Raw genomic sequence first — 20995 nt, 5'->3', positions numbered from 1 at the left:
CCGAACGTCCCACTCAGTGACAGGATGAAAGATCCGAGCCGAAGGGGAGCAGCATGGGCCGCGTGCTGGGTGCCGATGAGGTGGCGCAGCTCTACCTCACCCACCGGACGCGGTTCGTGCGCCTCGCGGTGCTGCTCGTCGACACCACCGCCGAGGCCGAGGATGTCGTCCAGGACGCGTTCGCGCAGCTGATCGGGCGACGCCTGCGGGATCCGGATGCGGCCGTCGGGTACGTCCGCACCGCCGTCGTGAACCGCTGCCGCACGCTGCTGCGCCGCCGGCGTACCGCGCGCAGCGTGGCACCGCCCGCGGACGTGCCGTTCGCCGGCAGCGACGAGGCGGTGCTGCTCGCCGAGGAGCATCGGGAGGTCCTCGACGCGTTGCGCCAGCTGCCGACCCGACAGCGTGAGGTGCTGGTGTTGCGCTACTGGGCCGACCTGTCCGAGGCCCAGATCGCCGAGACGCTGGGCATCAGCCCCGGCACCGTCAAGTCGACCGCCAGCCGCGGACTGGGTGCGCTGGAAAGCCTGCTGGACACCGAGGAGGTGGCCCGATGAACGTCGAAGACCGGTTGCGTGGGGCGCTGGCCGCCCGGGCCGCGTTGGTGACCCCCGAGCTCCCGCCCGCGCCACTGCCCGAGCCCGAAGTCCCGTGGTGGCGCCAAGGGGCCCCGGTGCTGGTCGCCGCCGCCGCGGTGGCGGCGCTGATCCTCGGACTGGTCCTGCTGCCGAGGGGCGCGCCCGATCCGCAGCCGCTGCCGCCGATCGATCGCACCCCGACCGACGAGCCGGTGCCCGGCGTCACCGGCGAACTCACTGGTGACCTGAACGGCGACGGGGCCGACGACGTCGTCACCCTGGTCGGCAACGAGCTCGAGGTGACCCTCGGCAACGGCCAGGTGCTCTCCGCCAGGGTCCGCCGCGCGGAGAGCCTGATGGGCTTCGTCGACCTCGACCAGGAGACCGGAGTGGCCGTCAGCCACCGCAGCGGCGGCGTCGGCGTCTGGGTCCTGCGCACCGGACTGACCCAGCTGCCCCTCGAGTTCTCCTACTTCCTCGCCGTCCAGGACGGCCGACGGATGTGGATCGACCCCGACGGGGCGCTGCTGGACGCGGCGTACGTCGTGGGGGACCCGCCTCCGGTCACGATGGCGGTACGCCGCTGGGTCGCCGCCGGAGACGTGCTGCGCTCGGTGCCGCACCCGATGCACTGCGGTGACCCGGACAGCGATGCGACCCCCACCTCGTGTCGGGACAACCCCGCCGGCAGCGATGCGGAGCTGCCGATGCTGTGGACGGTCGACGGTGGACTGGGCATCGAGGAGGGTGTGCTCACTCCTCCGGGGGGACTGCTCTCCGTGGGTCCGTGGACCTTCTCCGTCGTGGGGGCCCCCGAGGGTGAGGACGCGTCGTACTCCAACGAGCAGGGCGAGCTGGTGATGCGCGGCTCCGGCGTTGAGCGGCGGATCGAGCTGCCGCCCGGCGGGGTCGACGGGATCGTTCACGTGCCCGACAGCGACATCGTCGCTGTGCTGCAGAGCCGCGAGCACCGTGAGCAGTGGACCTTCGTCCAGACGGCCGGGGACCTGGTCTTCCTCACCGAGCCCGAGGACACTCCGATCGACGGCCACTGGGTGGGGTTCTTCGAGCGCACCACCTGGATCACCGAGGACGGGCTGTTCACCCGCGAGACGATGGCCGACTTCGGGATCCATCAGCTGTGGCGGTGGGAGGTGGCCGACGGCGCCCTGGTGCCGATCGAACTGGGGCGACTGTGCCTGGACGACAACGTCCGCCCGACGGCGTACGGCGCCTGCTGACGGGGGTCTTGACAGCCTCGACCAATCATCCGCCTCGACCCCGACGCGTCAGCGGGGGACGCGCACCAGCAGCTTCCCGTGGATGCAGTCGAGCCGCAGTTCCCGCCCCGGACCGATCGGATCCCCGTCCAACTGTCGCGGGGTGTCGTGCGCGGCCCGGATCACCACGGACTGTCCGGTCATCCGGTTGATCGTGTCGTCGGTGTGGGATCGCTTGGCGAGGATCCGCAGTGCCAGCGGCACCCAGGAGAGGAACCGGCGCGGATACAGCAGCACTACGTCGATGGTGCCGTCGTCGATCGCGGCGTCGGGCAGCAACGGCATCCCGGCCTGCAGGTAGCCGACGTTGCCGACCACCACGGTCCGGGCCCGGTGGGTGGTGAACTCGCCGCCGTCGATGGAGACCTCGACCTTGATGGCGGGGAAGAGCAGCGACTTCAAGCCGGACCAGACGTAGGCCAGCCAACCGACCCTGTTCTTGATCTCCTCGTTGACGCCCTCCATGATCGCGGCGTCGAACCCCATCCCGGCCATCACCATGAAGTGGGTGTCCTCGATCCCGTCGCCGCTGACCGCGACCATGTCGATCGCCTGGTCCTGGCCGTTGATGGCCACGTCGACCGCGGCCTGCAGGAAGAGCGGGATGTCCAGGTTCCGGGCCAGCAGGTTCCCGGTGCCGGCCGGCACGATGCCGACCGGGATGCCGGTGCCGGCGAGTTCGGCGCACACCTCGCGGACGGTGCCGTCACCGCCGCAGACCACCACCAGATCGGCGCCGGCCACCGCAGCCGCCTCGGCCATCCCGCCGCCCGGGTCCTCCACGGTGGTGTAGTGCCACAGCGGCTCCGACCAGCCCGCCTCCTTCGCGATCGAGGCGACCACCGAACGGAACGTGGCCAGGTGATCCACCTTCGACGGGTTGACCACCACGTGCAGGCGCCGACCGGTGCCCGGCGCGACCGGCAACGGGTCCGCGTTGGCGGCATGGGAGACCGGCAGCGGTGAATAGAACGCCAGTACGCCGAGCACCACGGTGGCGCCGAGCAGGATCCCGGCGGTCACGTCGGTGTAGTAGTGCCGCCCCAGCAGCAGCCGGTCGACCACCGAGATCAGCACCGGCACCAGCAACAGCGCGGTGACCAGCACCTTCAGGCCCCGTTTGCGCAGGAAGAGCCACGCCAACACGATCGCGACGCCGGCCAGCGCAGTGATCCCGGACGCGTGCCCGGATGGGAACGATCCCTCGGTGAGCAGGGTCCCCTCCGGTTGCCACGCCGGGCGCTCCCGGCCCACCGTCGCCTTCATCACGCTGGTGACCAGGGCGGTCAGCACCATCACCAGCGCGGTGTAGATCGCGGCGCGGGGGTGACTGCGTGCCCACAGCAGGGCGGCGATCGCCACGGTCAGGATGCCCAGGGCGATGGAGTTGAGCGCGATCTCAAGCACCAGCAGCACCGGCTCGACCGAGTCGTGGCGCAGCGCCGCGTCGCGGAAGAGTTCGGTGGTGTCGTCGAAGCCGGCCAGCGGCGCCCAGCCGCCGACCACCAGTGCCGTGACCAGGGTCAACGCGGTCAGGCACACCAGGGCGCCGGCCAGCGGCAGGGAGCGGGAACGGTCGGGCACGGCAGGATTCCTCACGATCGGGGCGGGCACGAGTATGCCCCGCGAATGCCCCGGTCGCCGCACCGACGGACCGTGATCCGGGTCTCCGGATAGCCTTGCCGTCATGATCGACCCACGCCTGCTGCGCGACGAACCCGACCGTGTCCGTACCTCGTTGAAGCGTCGCGGCCAGTCGTCCTCGATCGTCGACGATGCGCTGGAGGCCGACGCCGCCCGTCGGGCCGCGATCGGCGACTACGAGGCCAAGCGCGCCGAGCAGAAGGCACTCGGCAAGGAAGTGGCCCGCGCCCAGGGCGAGGAGAAGCAGGCGCTGCTGGCCCGGACCAAGGAGCTGGCCGCCGGCGTGAAGGCCGCCGAAGCCGCCCAGGTCGCGGCCGAGGCCCGCTGGATCGAGCTGGCCATGCAGATCCCCAACGTCGCGGCCGACGAGGCGCCCGCCGGCGGCGAGGACGACTTCGTGCTCCTGGAGACCGTCGGCACCCCCCGGGACTTCGCCGCCGAGGGGTTCGAACCGCGCGACCACATCGAGTTGGGCAAGCTGCTCGGCGCCATCGACATCGAGCGCGGCGCCAAGGTGTCCGGATCGCGGTTCTACTTCCTCACCGGCGTCGGCGCCGAGTTGGAGTTCGCGCTGATCAACATGGCGATGGACCAGGCTCGGGCCGCCGGCTTCATCCCGGCCATCCCGCCGGCGCTGGTGAAGCCGCGGGCGATGGACGGCACCGGCTTCCTCGGCCAGGCCGCCGACGACGTCTACCGGATCGAGGGTCAGGACCTGTACCTGGTCGGCACCAGCGAGGTGCCGATGGCGGCGTACCACTCCGACGAGATTCTCGACGCGGAGAAGTTGCCGCTGCGCTACGCCGCGTTCAGCCCATGCTTCCGGAAGGAGGCAGGCTCGCATGGCAAGGACACCAAGGGAATCATCCGGGTGCATTGGTTCGACAAGGTGGAGATGTTCGTCTACACGACCCTCGAGGACGCCGAGGCTGAGCACCGGCGGCTGCTCGAGCACGAGAAGGCGTTCCTGGACAAGCTGGAGCTCGCCTACCGGGTGATCGACGTCGCTGCCGGTGACCTCGGTCTCTCCGCGCAACGCAAGTTCGACTGCGAGGCCTGGATCCCCACCCAAGGCAAGTACCGCGAGCTCACCTCGACGTCGAACTGCACCGACTTCCAGGCCCGTCGCCTCGACATCCGCGGCCGTGACGGCGACGGCACCCGACACCTGGCCACCCTCAACGGCACCCTGTGCGCGATGACCCGGACGATCGTGGCGATCCTGGAGACCCACCAGCAGGCCGACGGATCCGTCCGGGTCCCGGCGGCGCTGCGCCCGTACCTGGGCGGCCGCGAGGTCCTGGAGCCGCTCCCGTGACGACGCCGGGCCAGTGGCAGCCCAAGCTGGTCGCCCTGGACATCGACGGGACCCTCCTGCGGTGGACCGACGGGAACTCCGGCAGCGTCGAGGGCACTATCCCGCCCGCGGTGAAGGCAGCGGTACGCCGGGTCGCCGACTCCGGCGCCCACGTGGTGCTGGCCAGCGGCCGGTCGCTGCACGCGATGACCCCGATCGCCGACGAGCTCGGGCTCGGCCGACCCGACGACCCGGTCTGGATCGTCGCTTCCAACGGGGCCGTGGTGCTGCGCTATCCGCCGATCCAGGTGGTGCACGAGGAGACCTTCGACGCCGCCGCCGCGGTCCGCGCAGTGCTGGCCGAGCACCCCTCCGCGCTGGTCGGGGTGGAGGAACGGGGCATCGGCTACCGGGTGAACCGGCCCTTCCCGGAGGGGGAGCTGACCGGCGAGATGATCGTCACCGACGTGGAGGAGATCATCGGCGGCCCGGTCAGCCGTGTGATCATCCGCGACCCGGGGGCGACGGTGGAGGAGTTCACCGCCCTCGCCGAGCGGCTCGGGCTGCACGGCACGGACTATGTGATCGGCTGGACCGCCTGGATGGACCTGGCGCCGGTGGGCATCTCCAAGGCCTCCGGTCTCGCCCACGTGGCCGAGGACCTCGGTGTGCAGCCCGAAGAGACGCTGGCCATCGGCGACGGCCGTAACGACCTGGAGATGTTCGCCTGGGCCGGGCGCAGCGTGGCGATGGGGCAGGCGGTGCTCGAGGTCAAGCAGGCCGCCGACCACGTCACCGCCACCGTCAACGAGGACGGCGCCGCGATCGAACTGGACCGCTGGTTCGGGTGAGCGCCCCGCGTCTGGTCGCCACCGACCTGGACGGCACCCTGCTGAATGCCTCCGGGGAGGTGACCGCGCGCACCCGGCGGGTGCTGGACGCTCTCGATGCCCACGGCATCCCGGTGGTCTTCACCACCGGCCGGCCGGTGCGCTGGATGGAACACCTCTGGGCGGAGGTAGGCGGCCACGGGCTGGCGATCTGCTCCAACGGGGGCATCGTGTACGACGTGGCCGCGGACCGGGTCCGCCACGCGCTCACCATCGACCCGGACACCTGCGTGGAGGTGGGCCGGCGGTTGCGCCGGGCGCTGCCGGGAACCTCGTTCGCGCTGGAGCGCACCGGCGGGTTCGCCCGCGAGGAGCAGTTCATGCCCCGGCTGGCCCAACCCGACGGGATCCCGGTCGGGCCGCTGGACCGGATCGTCGACCACACGGTCGTGAAACTGCTGGCCCGGCACGAGGAGCTCGGCCCGGAGCCGTTCTGGGAGGCCGCCGAGGAGCAGGTGGGCGACCTGGTCACCACCACCTGGTCCTCGACCGGCACCCTGGTCGAGATGAGTGCGCGCGGGGTCACCAAGGGCTCCACACTGGCCCGGCTCTGCGCCGAGCTGGGGGTGGCCCGCGACGAGGTCATCGCGTTCGGGGACATGCCGAACGATCTGCCGCTGCTGAGCTGGGCGGGCACGTCGTACGCGATGGAGAACGCGCACCCCGAGGTCCGTCGTACCGCCGGGCTGGTGGCGCCGCACCACGACGACGACGGGGTCGCCCGGGTGCTTGTCGACGTGTTCGGGTTGACGGACGTGTGGGATGCTCGGTGACGTGATGGAGCGGGTACGACGGGTGCTGCTGGCGGCGATGCTGGCCGGGACGGGGTTGGTGCTGTTCGGCCCTAGCCCGGCGGCGTACGCCTGCTCGTGCGCGCAGGTGCCGCTGGCCGAACGCGCGGAGATGGCTGACGTGGTGGTCTCCGGGGTGCTGGTCGCGGTGGAGGCCGACGGCGTGCCGCTGGATGAGCCTCCTTCGTCGGAGAATCTTCCCGAGGGTCTGCCCAGCACGTTGACCTATCTGGTGGAGCCGGAGCTGGTGTGGGCCGAGCGGCAGATCCCGCGCCCGCTGGAGGTGCTCTCCGCCGCCTCGGGGGCTTCATGCGGGTTGGAGGGGCTGGAGTTGGGCGTGGTCTACGCCTTCTTCCTCACCGACGACGACGGCACGTACCGGACTGGACTGTGCAGCGGCACCCGGCAGTCGGGGGCTGCCTTCGAGCGGCGGCTCAGTGAGGTGCTGGGCGATCCCTTCCCGGTGACCACGGCCCGGTCCGCTCGGCTGACGAAGGTGGGCAGCGACGAACCGACCGCGTTCGTGGATCTGGCCATGCCGGGCGTCATCGGCGTTGGCGTCGGCCTGCTCGGCCTGATCTTCCTGCAGATCCTCCGCCGCCTGCGTTCCTGACCGCCGAGGTGGGGTTTGTGGCCGGCCGAGGTGGGGGTTGTGGCCCGCCGAGGTGGGGGTTGTGGCCCGCCGAGCGCGCTTCCTACAGGTACATGCCCGGGTCGGAGCCGTCCGGACGCTCACCAGTGGTGGGCGTGCCGTGGCCGTGCTCCGGTGCACCCGGCATCAGCCCCGGCGGGAGTGAGCGCCGCATCTGCTCCAGCTGTGCCCGAGCGGCCATCTGCTGCGCGTAGATGGCGGTCTGGATCCCGTGGAAGAGACCCTCCAGCCAGCCAACGAGCTGCGCCTGGGCGATGCGCAACTCAGCCTCACTGGGCGTGCCGTCGGTGAACGGAAGCGAGAGACGCTCCAACTCCTCGATGAGCTCCGGCGCCAAGCCCGCCTCCAACTCCTCGATCGAGGCGTGGTGGATCGCCTTCAATCGGTTGCGGCTGGCCTCGTCCAGGGGAGCTGACTTCACTTCCTCAAGCAGTTGACGGATCATCGAGCCGATCCGCATCACCTTGGCGGGCTGCTCGACGAGTTCGGTGAGGCTGCTGCCATCCTCGCTCGGGGTCTCCGCGCCCAGGTCGGGGGGCGTGATCGAGGTCGGCTGCCCGTCGGGGCCGATGATCACGACTTGTTCCCTTCCGGGCTGGTCACCTGTGTCGCTCATGTCATCACCCTAATAGCAGCGCCCCGAAGGACCGGTCCGGGGCCACAAACCCCACCTCGGCGGGCCACGAACCCCACCTCGCGCGGCCACAAACCCCACTTCGGCGGGCCAGAGACCCCATTTCGTCAGGGGGTGAGGAGGATCTTGCCGACGTGCTCGCCGGCCTCCATGAGTCGGTGCGCCTCGGCGGCCTCAGCCAGCGGCAACGTGGTGTGCACCACCGGCCGGACCTCCCCGGAGGTCACCTTCGGCCACACGTGCTCGGTCACCGCCGCACAGATCGCGGACTTCTCAGTCACGTCCCGGGCGCGCAGCGAGGTGGCGATCACAGCGCCGCGCTTGCCGAGCAGTTTGGCGATGTCCAGCTCCGCCTTCACCCCGCCCTGCATGCCGATGATCACCAGCCGACCCGAGTTCGCCAGCGCGTCGATGTTGCGGTCGAGGTACTTCGCGCCCATGTTGTCCAGAATCACGTCGACCCCCCGGCCTTCGGTGTACGACGACACCTCGGCGACGAAGTCGTCCTCGGAGTAGTCGACCACCAGGTCGGCGCCGAGCTCGGTGCAGCGGGCCACCTTCGCCGGTGAGCCGGCGGTGGCGATCACCTCGGCGCCGTACGCCTTCGCCAACTGGATCGCGAAGGTGCCGATGCCCCCCGCGCCACCGTGCACCAGGAACCGCTCCTCGGGCCGCAGCCCGGCGACCATGAACACGTTCGACCAGACCGTGCACGCCACCTCAGGCAGTGCGGCGGCGGTGACCGGGTCGAGACCCTCGGGGATCGGCATCAGTTGCCCGGCCGGGACGGCCACCCGTTCCGCGTACCCGCCGCCGGACAGCAGCGCGCAGGCGACGTCCCCGACCTGCCAGCCCGAGACCTCCTCGCCGACGGCGAGCACGGTGCCGGTGCACTCGAGGCCGATGATGTCGGTGACCCCGGGCGGCGGCGGATAGAAGCCCCGGCGCTGCAGGGTGTCGGCCCGGTTGATCGCGGTGGCGATCACCTCGAGCAGCACCTCGCCGGGCCCCGGCGTCGGGTCGGGCACCTCGGCGATGGTGAGGACCTCGGGGCCTCCGGGCTGGCTGGCGATCACGGCGCGCATGAACCCCACCCTAGGCGCCGGCCACGACCGGTCAGGCGTCCAGATCGCGCAGGTCGGTCCACGAGTCGATGTCGATGGCCTCGCGGCCGATGCCTGGGACGTCGACCAGATCCAGGTCCGCGAGCAATTTGTGCATCGGCAGGCCGTGGCGGTCCTCGGGGCCAGGACGCACCTGCGCCAACCGGTCGGCGTCGATGACTCCGACGAGCTGGCGGCGCATCGACGACGTCTCGACCAGGAACGCGCCGTCGTGGTCCCGTTTGGCCTCCCGCAGCCGCCGGAACGTCGCCGCCGTCAACAGCGGCATGTCCACCGCCACCACCGCGATCAGCCGCGGCCGCCTCAGGAACGAGTCCACCCCGGTCAGCAGTCCCGCCGCCGGTCCGCCTCGCCGGGGCTCCTCCATCACGAACGTCACCGGTCGGTCGGTCGGCACCTGGTCGCCGACCACCACCACCTCGTCGGCGTCCACCAGGGCCTCGAGCACCCGGTCCAGCATGGTGCGCCCACCCACCTCGACCGAACCCTTGTCCACCCCGCCCATCCGGGCGGCGCCGCCGCCGGCCAGGACGACGGCGCAGAAGCCGGCAGCGGACAGGTCGAAACCGGGGGCGTCGGAGTTCACAACGCCTGAGTCTGACCGGTGCTGGCACTCTTGTCACGTGAGCACCCTCCGCGTCGCCCTCGTCCAGACCGCCGCCGGCCTCGACCCGGCGCAGAACCGGGCCCGGCTCGCCGACCTGGTCCCGGCCGACACCGACCTGGTGGTGCTGCCCGAGGCGTTCGCCCGCGACTTCGGTACGCCGGGCGAGGACGTCAGCGGGTACGCCGAGACCGTCGACGGCCCGTTCGGCCGTGCCCTGTCCCAGGTGGCGGCCGAGCGGGACACCACCGTCATTGCCGGGATGTTCGAGCGATCGACCGACCCGGCCCGGCCCCACAACACGCTGCTGGTGCGGGGCGCGGTCGAGACGTCGTACCGCAAGATCCATCTCTACGACTCCTTCGGCTACCGCGAGTCCGATCGGCTCACCGGCGGGCCGCTGCAGCCCGTTGTCTGCGAGGTCGGGGGCTTCCGGATCGGCCTGATGACCTGCTACGACCTGCGCTTCCCGGAGCTGGCCCGGGCGCTGGTCGACGCCGGGGCCGAGGTGCTCGTGGTGCCCGCGGCCTGGGTGGCCGGGGAACGCAAGGTCGACCACTGGCGCACCCTGGTCCGCGCCCGCGCGATCGAGAACACGGTGTGGGTCCTGGCGGCCGGTCAGCCACCGCCGCGCTACACGGGCCACTCGCTGGCAGTGGACCCGTGGGGGGACGTGCTGGCCGAGGCGGGGGACGAGGCCGATGCCGTGTTGAGGATCACCCTCGACGCGTCGGAGCTGACCCGGGCCCGCGAAACGAACCCGTCGTTGGCGAACCGTCGCTTCACCGCCCCCTAGAATCGCCCGTCGTGTCCCAGTACCGAGGCCGTCGCACGGCACCCAAGCGGTCCCGGTGGCGCGCCTCGACCCCCAGCCCGCCGCGGAACCCGGCCCCGGCCGCTGAGCAGCCGACCTCCACGAACACGCCCGGCCCCACGTCCACCGGCAATTCCACCCGCAAGGCCACCCGCACGCCCAGCCGCACGCCCAGCCCCTCACGCATACAGGTCTGGCGGAGTTGGCTGGCCAGGAACGGCGTGCTCGCGCTCGGGCTGCTGATGGTGACCGCCGGGCTGGTCCTGCTGACCGGTGTCTGGCTCGACCAGGTGCCGGCCGAACTGTCCCTGGCCGGTTCGGTGCTGATCGCGACCGCGTACGTCGGTGCTCTGGCCGCGCGCACCGGCGCCCGCCCCCTGCCCTTGGCAGCGACGGCGCTGGTGGTTACCTCGGCGGTCGGATTCGTGGACTCCGAGCCACTGCGCACCGGCACCGCCGTGCTGACCACCGTGGTCGCCGCGGTACTGGCGGTGATGGTGACCGAGCCCAGCGTGCGGACGCTGCATGCCGTGCGGGAGGTGGTGATCGCGATGTCGGTCGCCGCGATCGGCGGGATGGCGGCGCTCGGGTTCTCACCGCTGCTCTCGCAGACCCGGTACGAGTACGTGACGTTGGCGCTGGCGCTGGTCACCGCTCTGGCGTTCGTGTTCCGGTTGGGGGCCGGCTTCCACGGGCTGGGGCGCCGTGGCTTGGTGATCGTGCTGGTCGGCAGTGCGGTGGTGGCGGTCAGCCTGGCCTACACCGAACTGCTCCGCCGCTACGGCAGCGAGGGGATGCTGGAGCAGGCAGCCACCGCCCTCGGCTGGACCCGGGACGTCTTCGGGGCCGCACCGCGGCCGCTGGAGGTGCTGCTCGGGATCCCGGCGCTGATGTGGGGTGCGCATATGCGGGCCCGGCGGCGTCAGGGCTGGTGGGTGTGCGCCTTCGGGGTGGCGGCCACCACGCCGGTGGGCCACGGCCTGGTCAACCCGGCGTACTCGATGGGGGAGGCGCTGCTGATGCAGGGCTACAGCCTGGCGCTGGGGATGCTGATCGGCTATGCGGTGATCCGCGCCGACCTGGTGCTCACCGGCTCCCGGGGGCGCCGCGCCCGGCGTGCGGAGGAGGCGGCCGCGCTGCGGCCCGAGCCACCGAGGTACCGCCCGCTGCAGTGAGCGGGTCCTACTGGCAGAGGGGGCGGGATTCGAACCCGCGGTAGGTCTCCCTACGACCGCTTTCAAGGCGGTTCCGATAGGCCACTCCGGCACCCCTCCTTGGGCATGTGCCCGGGAGGAGTCTATTCACTCCGACCCACCGAGCTCGATCTCGACGTCGTCATAGGCCAGATCGGTCAGCCGCTGCAGGTGGTGGTTGATGTCGCCGAGCAGCCGCAGGATCTCGGTGCGGACGTCCTCCACATCGGCGTTGTCGAGCACGTCGTGGGCGATCGCGGCGACCCGGGTCAGCAACGCGTTCCGTTCGCGCAGCACGGTCCCTGATCGGGCGGCCAGCCAGCCGTCCTTGGTGGTGGCCCGCTCCAGGGCCAACACGTCGCGGACCTCGGCCAGACGCCGCCGCACGGTCCACCGCCAGTTGCCCAGGGCAGGGCCGTCGGTGCGGGGAGCTTCGAGCGCCGCGCGCAGGCTGGCCAGCGCGGTCTGGGTCTGGGCTGACGTGGGCACGACGGCCTCCTTGGTTGCTGGGTCTCTGAGTGTGGCGCGCAGCACACCGTTCCGGCAAGGGGATCACGGCCCCGGATTGGCGAGGTTGGCGGCGGGTCATGTTCAATCGGGGGGTGGTTTCCGACTACCGACTCTCGCCCGCCCTGGCCGCCCGGATGCTGGGGGTCTCGCTCGTGCTGCTGGGAGTGCTGGTCTTCGTGCTCACCGTGCTCGTCGACCTGTGGGGTCTGTCCGGGAGCCTGGTCCCCGCGATCTTCGCCGCCGGGGTGCTGGCAGTGGCCGGCCTGGGGTTCTGGTTCACCCGGAAGGCGTACGTCGTCCGGTTCACCGACACCGGCTATCGGGTCCGGTTCGTGCGTGGCGCGGGCGTGAAGCAGGGCCGCTGGAAGGACGTCGAGGACGCGGTGACCCGGACCCTGGCCGACTCGCCCGTGGTGGTGCTCCGGCTCCGCAACGGGTCGGCCACCACCATCCCGGTGGAGGTGCTCGGCATCAACCGGGAGAAGTTCGTCCGCGAGCTCCAGGAGCACCTGCAGCGCGGCCACGGACTGCGCCGTCTGAACGGCTGACGCGGGGCGGATTGGGCGGCCGACCGGCCGGGCTTGTAGCCTTGCCTGCGCGAGGAGGCGTCGCCTAGTCCGGTTTATGGCGCCCGCCTGCTAAGCGGGTTGAGGGTAATCCCCTCTCGCGGGTTCAAATCCCGCCGCCTCCGCCATACTGAGTGGCCTCCGGAGATTTCTCCGGGGGCCACTTGGGGTTCTGGGGTACAAGGAGGACGAACCCATGAGTATTCGTCAACGCATGGTCACGGTCGTAGCAGCGGTGCTCTTGGGGTGGGGTCTGGGAGTCCCTGCCTACGGTGCCGAACTGTCGGCTCCGGAGGACTCAGTCGAAGCGCCACTCGTGGTCGCGTCAGACTCTGAGGGCTTCGAGCTGATCGCACCAGACATCCCGCACTTCAGCATCAACGACACCGGTTGGGGCAAAACGAGCTGATCAGTCGTCGCTGCGGCGACGGCCCAGTTCGAAGCCCAGCTGGAAGCGGGTCTCGGTGCCGTGCTCGGCCTTGAGGTCCGCCACATAGCCGGCGTACGTGCGCACGCTCACGCCCATGCGTTTGGCGCTGGTGGAGTCCGAATGCCCTGCCCGGAGCATCCGGATCGTCATCTCACGCTGCTCGTCGGCGATGCTGGGTCGGGTCGGGTCGTCGTCGCCGAGGAAGGGACGGCCGCGCGCCCAGCTGCGGTCGAACATGGAGACGAAGTAGGAGACCAGTGACGGCTCCCGGACCACCATCGCGTTGTTGCGGTCCAGGGCCGGGACGATCGCGATCCGTCGGTCGATGATGATGATCCGGTCGAAGAACTCGTCCAGGGTGCGCACCTGAGCGCCGAGCCGGGTCACCGTGTTCACGTGTTCGACGGTGCTCTGGTGGTGCCGCGCGGCGTGCTGGTAGAGGGTGCGCATGGTCACCCCGCGCTGGATCGCTTCGCCGTCCCGCTTGGCCGCGGCCTTGAGGTGCTTGGGCTCCCGTCCGGCCTGGGGTTGAGCGGTCAGCAGTTCGGTGCTCGCCTCGGCGACGAGGCCGCCGATGTACTGGTTGATCTCCTCGATGCCGCGCACCTCGGCGATGGCGTCGTGCGCATAGCCCGGCGTACGACGCCACAGCTGGCCGAGGTGCTGGAAGGCGGTGGTCCACCGGGCGGACTCCTGAAGGAGTTCGGCTCCCTGGCGGCTCATCGGGGTGACCACCCGTGCCGCCACGATCGCCGGATCGACCGGCAGGTGCCGCCCCGACTCCTCGGTGTGCAGCAGTTCGAGCCTCTGCAGCAGCCCGAAGGCGGCGTGCAACTCACCCCCCGGCAGGATCCGCGGATCGTCGGGTGCCAGTCCGCCGGTGAGCACGGCGGCTTCGAAGAGCCCCGCTGCGGCGGTCTCCAGGAGGTGGCGGTCGTCTGTGGCGTCGATGAGTGGCAGGCTACTTGGTCGGCCGATTTCAGGGCGGCAGCCGGGTCCGCTATTCTCTACAGGTCCTCGTGACGGGCGCCTGTAGCTCAACGGATAGAGCATCTGACTACGGATCAGAAGGTTTGGGGTTCGAATCCCTACAGGCGCGCAAATCGATCAAGCCGCAGGTCAGCCCGCTGACCTGCGGCTTGATCGTTCTCGGGCACAACATCATCGCGACTGCGACGTCGCCGAACGGCGACACCTGCTATTGTCGTCGTATGACGACAGTACGGGTGGAGCGGGCTAGCGATCTCGGCCCTGCGCTGCGCAATGTCCGCGTTGCCGAGGCCATCACGCAATCTGCCCTCGCGAACATCGCGGGCGTGGGCCGCCAGTGGCTCAATGCTTTCGAGATGGGCGACAAGCCAACCGCCCCCCTCGACATGGTCATGCGCGTCGCCGCCGCCCTCGGCGTCAGCGTCAGCCTCACCGCCAGCGCCGCCGACCAGGCTGCTGCCGACACCGCTGACGGCGACCTCGTCGACCTGGACGAACTCCTGGATGACCTTTCATGACCAAGCCCGAAGACGACTACCTCCTGCACGTGGTCATGAACGGCCGCGTCATCGGTGATGTCCAGCGCACCGGCAAGAAGGCCGTCCGGCTGCTCTACTCGACCACCGTCCCGACGCCGTTGTCGGTGTCGATGGCTGACCGGAGGAAGCGGTACCGGAGCAATGCGCTGGAGCCGTGGCTCGACGGACTGCTGCCCGACCGCCCCGAGACACTGCGTCAGTGGCGTCGCCGTTTCAAGATCGCTGATGACAACAGCGCGTTCGCCCTCCTGCGTCACGTCGGCGAGGACGTCGCAGGCGCCGCCCAGTTCGTGCGCCCCGACCGGCTCGACAACGTCCTCACCGGCCACGGCGTCCTCGCGCCACTCGCCGCCTCCGACGTCGCCGAGATGCTGCGCCGCGCCAAGGCCGACCTGCCCGTCAACCTCGACGACAGCACCATCGGAAAGTTCTCACTCGCAGGCGCCCAGGCCAAGATCGCGCTGCACCGCGCCGACGACTGCTGGAGCGATCCGTCCGGCGCCGTCCCGTCCACCCACATCATCAAGCCCGCCATTCCCGGCAGGGACGACCAGGACCTCGTCGAAGCCGTCACGATGCGCACCGCCACCGCCCTCGGTCTGCCCACCGCCCGGGTTGCCGTCGAGGAGTTCGCCGACGAGCGCGCCGTCGTCGTCACCCGCTACGACCGCGTACGCCGCAACGAGCGGTACCTGCGCGTGCACCAGGAAGACATGTGCCAGGCGCTCGCGGAGTGGCCCGGCCGCAGATACGAGACCCAAGGTGGTCCCAATGCGGCCCGCGTCGCCGACCTCATCCGCCGGGTCAGCAGCGACCCCGACGTCGACAACCAGCGGTTCGCGCAGGCACTGGTGTTCAACTGGCTCACCTGCGGCACCGACGCCCACGCTCGCAACTACTCGCTGCTCCTGTCCGGCGACACTGCTCGCCTCGCACCGCTGTACGACCTCAACAGTCACCTCGCGTACGCCGACGGCACCGGCACCGAGTTGTCAATGAGCGTCGAAGGCGCCTTCCGGGCGACCGCCATCAACCTCCGCACCTGGGCCCGTGCCGGGTCGGCCCTGCACGTGGACGCCGACTGGCTCCGTGCCGAGATCGAACGGCAAGCGGCAGGGTTGCCCGCCGCCATCGCCGAGGCGGCCGCGAGCGGGGACGTCGCTCGCTACGACAGTCCCACCGTCGCACGCCTCGTCGACACCACCGCGCAGTGGGTGAAGAAGCGGACCGGCTGAGCGAGCGACAGGCCCGGTTTCTCAATCGGCCGGGGCCCATGCCCGCTGACTACGGATCAGAAGGTTTGGGTTCGAATCCCTACTGGCGCGCAACGTTGGTACCGGAGACTGGGAACAGGAACCGAAGACCACGGACATCGGAGCCTCCCCCGCAACCTGCCGGGCCGCTGACACGCTGCTCGCCCATGAGCCCGCGAATGCGCCGCGCGACGGCTTCCGCCCGCGACTCGGCGTGTAGGTCGGTTGTCATGAGCAGATTCGCAGGGCGCCATGAGTCGCCGGCTCCAGGCCACGCGCCCTTCAACGTCGCTGAACTGCAGACGCTCGCCGCCTTCCTTGACGTGGCGCCCGAGCAGTTGCCCGCCTCAGTATCCCGCCTGGATGCCGCGCGATCCGCTCGATGCCCGCTCAGCTGGGGAGGTCGCGGTCGAAGCCGTCGAGGATGGCGCGCGAAATGTCAGTGAGTTGCTGGACCTGTTGCTCACTGAGTCGGTCGAACACCATCCGCCGCACTTCGCGGGTGTGCGCGGGGACGGCCAGTTGGAGAGCTGCGAGACCCTCGGGGGTGATGGCGCCCAGAGAGCTGCGCCCTTCGCCACTGCGGCGCTCGACCAGGCCACGCTGGCACATCCGGGTCAGGTGATGATGAAGCCGGCTCTTCTCCCACTGCAACCGCTGGGCGAGGTTCACCGCCCGCAGTTGGCCGGTGGGCTCCTCGGAGAGCGCTACCAGCACGGTGTAGTCCGTGCTCGACAGACCACTGTCGGCCTGCAGTTGCTGCTCCATCCGACCTCGCAGCACCTCCTGCATCTCCATGAAGGTCCGCCAGGCAATCATCTCGGACTCGCTCAGCCGTTCTGCGCTCCGTGTCATGCGGGCGACCTTACCAATGGGTGAGTTGACATGTCACCCTGATCGGGTACGCTTGAGGTGACACATCAACTCAAGCGAGGAGAGCCTCCATGTCCACTGTTCAGATCCTGCTCCTGGTGCTCGGTGCCTTGATCGCTCTCCTGCTCCTCGGTGCAGGCATCAGCAAGGTCAGCGGTCAACCTGCGATGCGTGAGTCCGCCGACCACTTCTCGATTGCCTGGAGTCGCTACCGACTCATCGGTTTCGCCGAAGTCGCAGCGGCGATCGGGATCGTCGTCGGCATCTGGGTCAACGGTCTCGGGTTGGCCGCCGGCATAGCCGTGGTCGCCCTGATGCTCGGCGCCGTCGGCTTCCACGTGCGATTCCGTGACGGGGTCAAGGCGACGGTGCCTGCTCTCATCGCGCTGGCGGTCGCCGGCGGGTTCGTCACGGTCCAGGCCGTCGCGATCTGGGGTTGAGTCCTGTCGCTGCCGACCCCTCACCCACCCCATCTCGCCCAGAGGCGAACAACCATGGCAGCAGAGGATAGCCCCACGCGGCGCATCCTGGCCCGCGTCGAGAACGCGACCCACCTAGGTGGCGACGCTCAGGTCGACGATCGCAACGTCGTGATCACCCCGCTGAACCCGACCGCGACCGACCCGTTCCTGCTGCTCAGCGAGGACTGGTTCTCCTCGCCCGGATTCGAGTGGCACCCGCATCGCGGCTTCGAGACCGTCACTCTCGTCCTGGACGGGGTCCTCGAGCACGGTGACAATCTGGGCAATGCTGGGGCACTGACCACGGGCGATGTCCAGTGGATGACTGCCGGGCGTGGGATCATCCATCGCGAGCTGGCCTTCCGCAATGAGCGGGCCCACACCCTGCAACTGTGGGTCAATCTGCCGGGTGAGATGAAGATGGTCGACACCCGCTACCAGGACCTGCCCGCAGGCAGTCGGCCGGTCATCGAACGCGACGGCGTCCGCATCGACCTGGTGGCAGGAGACGTCGAGGGCACCTCCGGTGCTGCGCAGGTCAACTGGCCGATCTCTGGATCGCTGCTCACTCTGGAGCCGAACCGCGGGCACGACTACCTGCTGCCGGGCCGCGACCGAGCCTTCTTCTACGTCCTCTCGGGCCAGGTCACCGTCGGGGGTCGCGCCGTCAGCGCTGGCCAGATCGCCTGGTCCGACCCGGTGCCAGGCGCTCACATCTCGGCGATGGCGCTGGCCACCGGCGATAGCGACCGGCCGAGCGTGGTGATGATCTACAGCGGCGAGCCGATCCGCGAGCCGGTCTCGATGGGCGGGCCGTTCGTCATGAACACGCGCGCTGAGATCGAGCAGGCGTTCCGCGATTTCCACTCCGGCAAGCTCGGCAACGTCCCGCGCCAGGCCCGGCTCGAGCATCTCTGACCGACCCGTCCGCCGGGTCGCAGCCGCTGAGGCCCTGTCAGCTGACGGGGCGACAGCGGGACATTGGGGTGTGGCGGCGGCTACGTCGGCCGCCCATCGACCTCCGGTCTGGCAAGTTCCAGATCAGCTCACCTGATGGATCCGGCGCGCGGGTGAATCGCAACCTCAGGGGTGCTCCTGGGGCCGGGAGAGCCAGAAGGTCAGAGGGCGGCGATGACGTCGTCGGCGGAGGCGACCTCTCCGAGGAGGCCGAAGGAGGCGATGGTGGCATCGTGGGCCTCGGGAGCGGCTGCTGAGCAGGCGTTATCCACGACGACCACGCGGTAGCCGAGGTCGCCGGCCGCGCGGCCGGTGCTCTCCACCGAGAGGTTGGTCGCGACGCCGAACACAACGACGGTGTCGATGCCGGCGGCGCGCAGGCGCTCGTCGAGGTCGCTGGAGGCGAAGGCGCTGACCTTGGGGTTGGTGACGATCCAGTCGTCGATCTCGGGCTTGAGCTCGTCAACGATCTCGGTAGCGGGGGTGTTGTCGAGCAGGCTGCCCTGCTGCGCGACGACGCCCAGCAGCGGGATGTTGGTGACCAGGTCGCTGTGCCCCTCCTGGAACGCGACGCGCGTGTAGACGATCTGGACGCCGGCGGCCCGCGCCTCATCGAGGAGCCGCTTGGCGACCCCGAGCACACCGCGGCGCTCTATCTCCGCGCGGAAGAAGGGCGCGAACGCGCCCTCGGCGCCCACGACGTCGTTCTCGAAGTGGCAGGCGAGGAACGCCGTGGTGGATGTGTTCAGCTCCATGGAGGACTCCTTTGATGACGGGATGACCCAAACTGACCTGCTAGTCTGTCACTGACAATAGCCACATCCTGCGGTCGCCACCACCCCAAACCGCCAATTCAAGGCGAAGTGCGCGCTGTTTGCTCACCTCCGCGAAGGTTGCTTCCGGAGCAACTAGCGTGCTAGTGGTAGTGATGTCGGTCATTTCCGACGTACAGGTCGCTCACGCGCAAGAGAGGTCCTCTGATGAACAACTCGCTTCCGGCCCCGATGTTCGAGCCGTTCCACCGTGACTCGAACGGGTTCGACACCGACGTGGTCGTGGTCGGCCTCGGGCCGGCGGGTGGCGTCGCTGCCACCGCGCTCGCGAGCTACGGAGTCCGGGTGCACGCGGTCACGGTCTTCCCCTGGGTCGCCAACGGCCCGCGTGCCCACATCACCAACCAACGGGCCGTGGAGGTGCTGCGCGACCTCGGGCTCGAGGAGGAGGCCTGCAGCCAGGCCACGCCCTGGGACCAGATGGGCGACACGCTCTTCACAACCAGTCTGGCGGGTGAGGAGATCGTCCGGCTGCAGACCTGGGGCACCGGGGACCTGCGCCACGGCGACTACCTCAAGGGGAGCCCGTGCACCATGCTCGACCTCCCGCAGCCGCAGATGGAGCCCATCCTCATCAACGCGGCCGCCTCACGCGGCGCGGTGATCAGCTTCAACACCGAGTACCTCGACCACGTCCAGGACACCGACGGCGTCACGGTCCGGTTGCGGGACGGCCGCACCGGCCAGGTCTTCACCCAGCGCGCTCGCTATCTCCTCGGGTTCGACGGTGCCCGCTCCCGCATCGTCGAGCAGCTCGGCCTCCCGCTCAAGGGTGAGCTCGCCCGCGCCGGCACCGCCTACATCCGGTTCCGCGCCGACCTGACCCGATACGTTGAGCACCGTCCCAGCGTCCTGTACTGGATCTTCAACTCCAAGGCCGGCTTCGGCGAGATCGGCATGGGCCTGCTGCGCGCGATCCGCCCGTGGGAGGAGTGGATCGCCGGGTGGGGATTCGACATGGCCGCCGGTGAACCGGACCTGTCAGACGAGACGGTGATCGCACAGATCCGCACCCTGGTCGGCGACCCGTCGGTCGAGCCCGAGATCGTGAGCAAGTCCCTGTGGTACGTCAACCAGCAGCACGCCACCCGCTACTCCTTGGGCCGGGTGCTCTGTGGTGGCGACGCCGTCCACCGTCACCCGCCCAGCAGCGGGCTGGGGTCGAACACCTCGATGCAGGACGCTTTCAACCTCGCCTGGAAGGTCGCGTTCGCAGTCAAGGGCTACGCCGGCCCCGGCTTGTTGGAGTCCTACTCGGATGAGCGGGTCCCGGTCGGCAAGCAGGTCGTGGCCCGAGCCAACCAGTCCCGCAAGGACTACGCCGCGCTCCGCGAGTGGTTCGACCACACCGCCGACGATCCGGTCGCCGCCGGACTGGCCAAACTGAAGGCCGCCAGCCCGGAGGGCGTGGCGCTGCGCCAGGGGCTGTACGCGGCGCTGGAGATGAAGGACACTGAGTTCAACGCCCATGGCGTCGAGCTCAACCAGCGCTACGAATCCAGCGCCGTCCTGCCCGACCCGTCCGTGGGAGAGGAAGAGTGGCCCAGACATCGCGGGCTCTACCTCCAGGCCACCACCCGACCGGGCGCCAAGCTTCCGCATGCTTGGCTCGTCGGGCCTGACGGCCGCCGGATCTCCACCCTCGACGTCACCGGCAAGGGCCAGATGACCCTGCTGACCGGCATCGCCGGTGCGGCCTGGAAGCACGCGGCCGGGAAGTCCCGCCTGCCGTTCCTGCGCACTGTCGTGATTGGCGAGCACGGCACGATCGACCCGTACGGCTACTGGGAACGGATCCGCGAGATCCCCGAGGCCGGTGCCCTGCTGGTCCGCCCCGACGGTTACATCGCCTGGCGGCACAACGCCGAGGTCTGGGACGCCGACGAAGCCCTGCAGCTCCTCGAGACCGCGCTGTGCAGAGTCCTTGACCGCCCAAACGGCCTCGCCGATGCCAACGCCGACGACCCCGCCGCCGGCCGACTCGAGTACAGCATCCGTTCGGTCGAGATCCCCGTCCCCATGCACAGCCCTGACACGACCGACGCCTGACCCGCACACCGAGCAGAACAAGACGCCTCAGGA

22 protein-coding genes and 3 tRNA genes are annotated in these 20995 nt (G+C 69.9%); 16 read left to right on the top strand and 9 right to left on the bottom strand.

The window, feature by feature from the left end; genetic code table 11:
- Positions 1 to 53: 53 nt before the first annotated feature.
- Complete coding sequence (locus JKG67_RS12060; protein ID WP_203337562.1) at positions 54 to 557, top strand: SigE family RNA polymerase sigma factor; 504 nt, start codon at positions 54 to 56, stop codon at positions 555 to 557.
- Positions 554 to 1819: a hypothetical protein gene (locus JKG67_RS12055; protein WP_203337561.1), complete on the top strand. Its 1266-nt coding sequence runs from the start codon at positions 554 to 556 to the stop codon at positions 1817 to 1819. The genes JKG67_RS12060 and JKG67_RS12055 overlap by 4 nt, the downstream gene beginning before the upstream one ends.
- A 48-nt stretch (positions 1820 to 1867) precedes the next feature.
- Here JKG67_RS12055 and JKG67_RS12050 read toward each other — a convergent pair whose 3' ends face one another.
- Positions 1868 to 3442, bottom strand: a complete 1575-nt coding sequence (locus JKG67_RS12050) for a bifunctional phosphatase PAP2/diacylglycerol kinase family protein (protein ID WP_307816537.1) — start codon at positions 3440 to 3442, stop codon at positions 1868 to 1870.
- 103 nt (positions 3443 to 3545) lie between these two features.
- Between JKG67_RS12050 and serS the strand changes: the two genes are divergently transcribed.
- Genes serS through JKG67_RS12030 form a run of 4 tightly spaced genes read left to right on the top strand, consistent with a single transcriptional unit; the run spans position 3546 to position 7093 of the window.
- The gene (serS, locus tag JKG67_RS12045) at positions 3546 to 4820 is read left to right on the top strand and encodes a serine--tRNA ligase (RefSeq protein WP_203337559.1); all 1275 of its coding nucleotides are present in this window, start codon (positions 3546 to 3548) and stop codon (positions 4818 to 4820) included.
- Entirely contained in the window at positions 4817 to 5650 is an 834-nt protein-coding gene (locus tag JKG67_RS12040) for an HAD family hydrolase (RefSeq protein ID WP_203337558.1), read from the top strand. The genes serS and JKG67_RS12040 overlap by 4 nt, the downstream gene beginning before the upstream one ends.
- Positions 5647 to 6462, top strand: coding sequence for an HAD family hydrolase (locus JKG67_RS12035; protein ID WP_203337557.1), 816 nt, complete (start codon positions 5647 to 5649; stop codon positions 6460 to 6462). Before JKG67_RS12040 ends, JKG67_RS12035 begins: the two co-directional genes overlap by 4 nt.
- Complete coding sequence (locus JKG67_RS12030; protein WP_203337556.1) at positions 6452 to 7093, top strand: hypothetical protein; 642 nt, start codon at positions 6452 to 6454, stop codon at positions 7091 to 7093. The genes JKG67_RS12035 and JKG67_RS12030 overlap by 11 nt, the downstream gene beginning before the upstream one ends.
- A gap of 82 nt (positions 7094 to 7175) precedes the next feature.
- On the opposite strand, the gene JKG67_RS12025 is transcribed toward JKG67_RS12030, so the two are convergent.
- From JKG67_RS12025 to mobA, 3 genes are all read right to left on the bottom strand, one after another.
- Positions 7176 to 7748 carry a bacterial proteasome activator family protein gene (locus JKG67_RS12025; protein WP_203337555.1) on the bottom strand — a complete coding sequence of 191 codons (573 nt, stop codon included), beginning with the start codon at positions 7746 to 7748 and terminating at the stop codon, positions 7176 to 7178.
- Between the two features lie 125 nt (positions 7749 to 7873).
- On the bottom strand, positions 7874 to 8851 hold the full coding sequence (locus JKG67_RS12020; RefSeq protein ID WP_203337554.1) for an NAD(P)H-quinone oxidoreductase: 978 nt from the start codon (positions 8849 to 8851) through the stop codon (positions 7874 to 7876).
- A 31-nt stretch (positions 8852 to 8882) separates the two neighbouring features.
- Positions 8883 to 9476, bottom strand: a complete 594-nt coding sequence (gene mobA, locus JKG67_RS12015; RefSeq protein WP_307816536.1) for a molybdenum cofactor guanylyltransferase — start codon at positions 9474 to 9476, stop codon at positions 8883 to 8885.
- Positions 9477 to 9513: 37 nt separating this feature from the next.
- Here mobA and JKG67_RS12010 point away from each other — a divergent pair, with 37 nt between their 5' ends.
- Together JKG67_RS12010 and JKG67_RS12005 are read left to right on the top strand one after the other, a co-directional pair.
- A complete protein-coding gene (locus tag JKG67_RS12010; protein ID WP_307816535.1) occupies positions 9514 to 10290 on the top strand; it encodes a carbon-nitrogen hydrolase family protein in 777 nt (258 codons plus the stop codon).
- A gap of 11 nt (positions 10291 to 10301) precedes the next feature.
- On the top strand, positions 10302 to 11483 hold the full coding sequence (locus JKG67_RS12005) for a hypothetical protein (protein WP_203337551.1): 1182 nt from the start codon (positions 10302 to 10304) through the stop codon (positions 11481 to 11483).
- Between the two features lie 11 nt (positions 11484 to 11494).
- On the opposite strand, the gene JKG67_RS12000 is transcribed toward JKG67_RS12005, so the two are convergent.
- Positions 11495 to 11582 (bottom strand) — tRNA-Ser (locus tag JKG67_RS12000).
- 27 nt (positions 11583 to 11609) lie between these two features.
- The gene (locus tag JKG67_RS11995) at positions 11610 to 11990 is read right to left on the bottom strand and encodes a hypothetical protein (RefSeq protein WP_203337550.1); all 381 of its coding nucleotides are present in this window, start codon (positions 11988 to 11990) and stop codon (positions 11610 to 11612) included.
- Between the two features lie 113 nt (positions 11991 to 12103).
- Between JKG67_RS11995 and JKG67_RS11990 the strand changes: the two genes are divergently transcribed.
- Together JKG67_RS11990 and JKG67_RS11985 are read left to right on the top strand one after the other, a co-directional pair.
- Positions 12104 to 12559 carry a hypothetical protein gene (locus JKG67_RS11990; protein WP_203337549.1) on the top strand — a complete coding sequence of 152 codons (456 nt, stop codon included), beginning with the start codon at positions 12104 to 12106 and terminating at the stop codon, positions 12557 to 12559.
- 53 nt (positions 12560 to 12612) lie between these two features.
- A tRNA-Ser gene (locus JKG67_RS11985) sits at positions 12613 to 12705 on the top strand.
- A 281-nt stretch (positions 12706 to 12986) separates the two neighbouring features.
- Here JKG67_RS11985 and JKG67_RS11980 read toward each other — a convergent pair.
- Positions 12987 to 13895, bottom strand: coding sequence for a LuxR family transcriptional regulator (locus JKG67_RS11980; protein ID WP_203337548.1), 909 nt, complete (start codon positions 13893 to 13895; stop codon positions 12987 to 12989).
- A 138-nt stretch (positions 13896 to 14033) separates the two neighbouring features.
- Here JKG67_RS11980 and JKG67_RS11975 point away from each other — a divergent pair.
- The 3 genes from JKG67_RS11975 (at position 14034) to JKG67_RS11965 (ending at position 15771) form a co-directional block, all read left to right on the top strand.
- A tRNA-Arg gene (locus JKG67_RS11975) sits at positions 14034 to 14106 on the top strand.
- On the top strand, positions 14081 to 14515 hold the full coding sequence (locus JKG67_RS11970; protein ID WP_203337547.1) for a helix-turn-helix domain-containing protein: 435 nt from the start codon (positions 14081 to 14083) through the stop codon (positions 14513 to 14515). Before JKG67_RS11975 ends, JKG67_RS11970 begins: the two co-directional genes overlap by 26 nt.
- Complete coding sequence (locus tag JKG67_RS11965; RefSeq protein ID WP_203337546.1) at positions 14512 to 15771, top strand: HipA domain-containing protein; 1260 nt, start codon at positions 14512 to 14514, stop codon at positions 15769 to 15771. The genes JKG67_RS11970 and JKG67_RS11965 overlap by 4 nt, the downstream gene beginning before the upstream one ends.
- Positions 15772 to 16179: 408 nt before the next feature.
- Here JKG67_RS11965 and JKG67_RS11960 read toward each other — a convergent pair whose 3' ends face one another.
- Positions 16180 to 16644 (bottom strand): MarR family winged helix-turn-helix transcriptional regulator, encoded by a 465-nt coding sequence (locus JKG67_RS11960; protein WP_203337545.1) that lies wholly within the window; start codon positions 16642 to 16644, stop codon positions 16180 to 16182.
- Positions 16645 to 16733: 89 nt separating this feature from the next.
- On the opposite strand from JKG67_RS11960, the gene JKG67_RS11955 reads away from it, so the two are divergent.
- A complete protein-coding gene (locus JKG67_RS11955; RefSeq protein WP_203337544.1) occupies positions 16734 to 17102 on the top strand; it encodes a DoxX family protein in 369 nt (122 codons plus the stop codon).
- Between the two features lie 54 nt (positions 17103 to 17156).
- On the top strand, positions 17157 to 18041 hold the full coding sequence (locus JKG67_RS11950) for a pirin family protein (protein ID WP_203337543.1): 885 nt from the start codon (positions 17157 to 17159) through the stop codon (positions 18039 to 18041).
- 200 nt (positions 18042 to 18241) lie between these two features.
- On the opposite strand, the gene JKG67_RS11945 is transcribed toward JKG67_RS11950, so the two are convergent.
- Positions 18242 to 18835: a cysteine hydrolase family protein gene (locus JKG67_RS11945; RefSeq protein WP_203337542.1), complete on the bottom strand. Its 594-nt coding sequence runs from the start codon at positions 18833 to 18835 to the stop codon at positions 18242 to 18244.
- 225 nt (positions 18836 to 19060) lie between these two features.
- Here JKG67_RS11945 and JKG67_RS11940 point away from each other — a divergent pair, with 225 nt between their 5' ends.
- A complete protein-coding gene (locus tag JKG67_RS11940; protein WP_238998341.1) occupies positions 19061 to 20962 on the top strand; it encodes an FAD-dependent monooxygenase in 1902 nt (633 codons plus the stop codon).
- Positions 20963 to 20995 lie beyond the last annotated feature (33 nt).

The sequence above is a fragment of the Nocardioides limicola genome (assembly GCF_016827675.1).
Lineage (GTDB): Bacteria > Actinomycetota > Actinomycetes > Propionibacteriales > Nocardioidaceae > Nocardioides > Nocardioides limicola.
Note: the sequence above shows the minus strand (reverse complement) of the source record. Positions and strands in the feature narration are given on the sequence as shown.

Coding starts and splice junctions, on each gene's coding strand:
- JKG67_RS12060 (WP_203337562.1), top strand. CDS start 54: ATGGGCCGCGTGCTGGGTGCCGATGAGGTGGCGCAGCTCTACCTCACC.
- JKG67_RS12055 (WP_203337561.1), top strand. CDS start 554: ATGAACGTCGAAGACCGGTTGCGTGGGGCGCTGGCCGCCCGGGCCGCG.
- serS (WP_203337559.1), top strand. CDS start 3,546: ATGATCGACCCACGCCTGCTGCGCGACGAACCCGACCGTGTCCGTACC.
- JKG67_RS12030 (WP_203337556.1), top strand. CDS start 6,452: ATGCTCGGTGACGTGATGGAGCGGGTACGACGGGTGCTGCTGGCGGCG.
- JKG67_RS12025 (WP_203337555.1), bottom strand. CDS start 7,748: ATGAGCGACACAGGTGACCAGCCCGGAAGGGAACAAGTCGTGATCATC.
- JKG67_RS12020 (WP_203337554.1), bottom strand. CDS start 8,851: ATGCGCGCCGTGATCGCCAGCCAGCCCGGAGGCCCCGAGGTCCTCACC.
- JKG67_RS11965 (WP_203337546.1), top strand. CDS start 14,512: ATGACCAAGCCCGAAGACGACTACCTCCTGCACGTGGTCATGAACGGC.
- JKG67_RS11960 (WP_203337545.1), bottom strand. CDS start 16,644: ATGACACGGAGCGCAGAACGGCTGAGCGAGTCCGAGATGATTGCCTGG.
- JKG67_RS11955 (WP_203337544.1), top strand. CDS start 16,734: ATGTCCACTGTTCAGATCCTGCTCCTGGTGCTCGGTGCCTTGATCGCT.
- JKG67_RS11950 (WP_203337543.1), top strand. CDS start 17,157: ATGGCAGCAGAGGATAGCCCCACGCGGCGCATCCTGGCCCGCGTCGAG.
- JKG67_RS11945 (WP_203337542.1), bottom strand. CDS start 18,835: ATGGAGCTGAACACATCCACCACGGCGTTCCTCGCCTGCCACTTCGAG.
- JKG67_RS11940 (WP_238998341.1), top strand. CDS start 19,061: ATGAACAACTCGCTTCCGGCCCCGATGTTCGAGCCGTTCCACCGTGAC.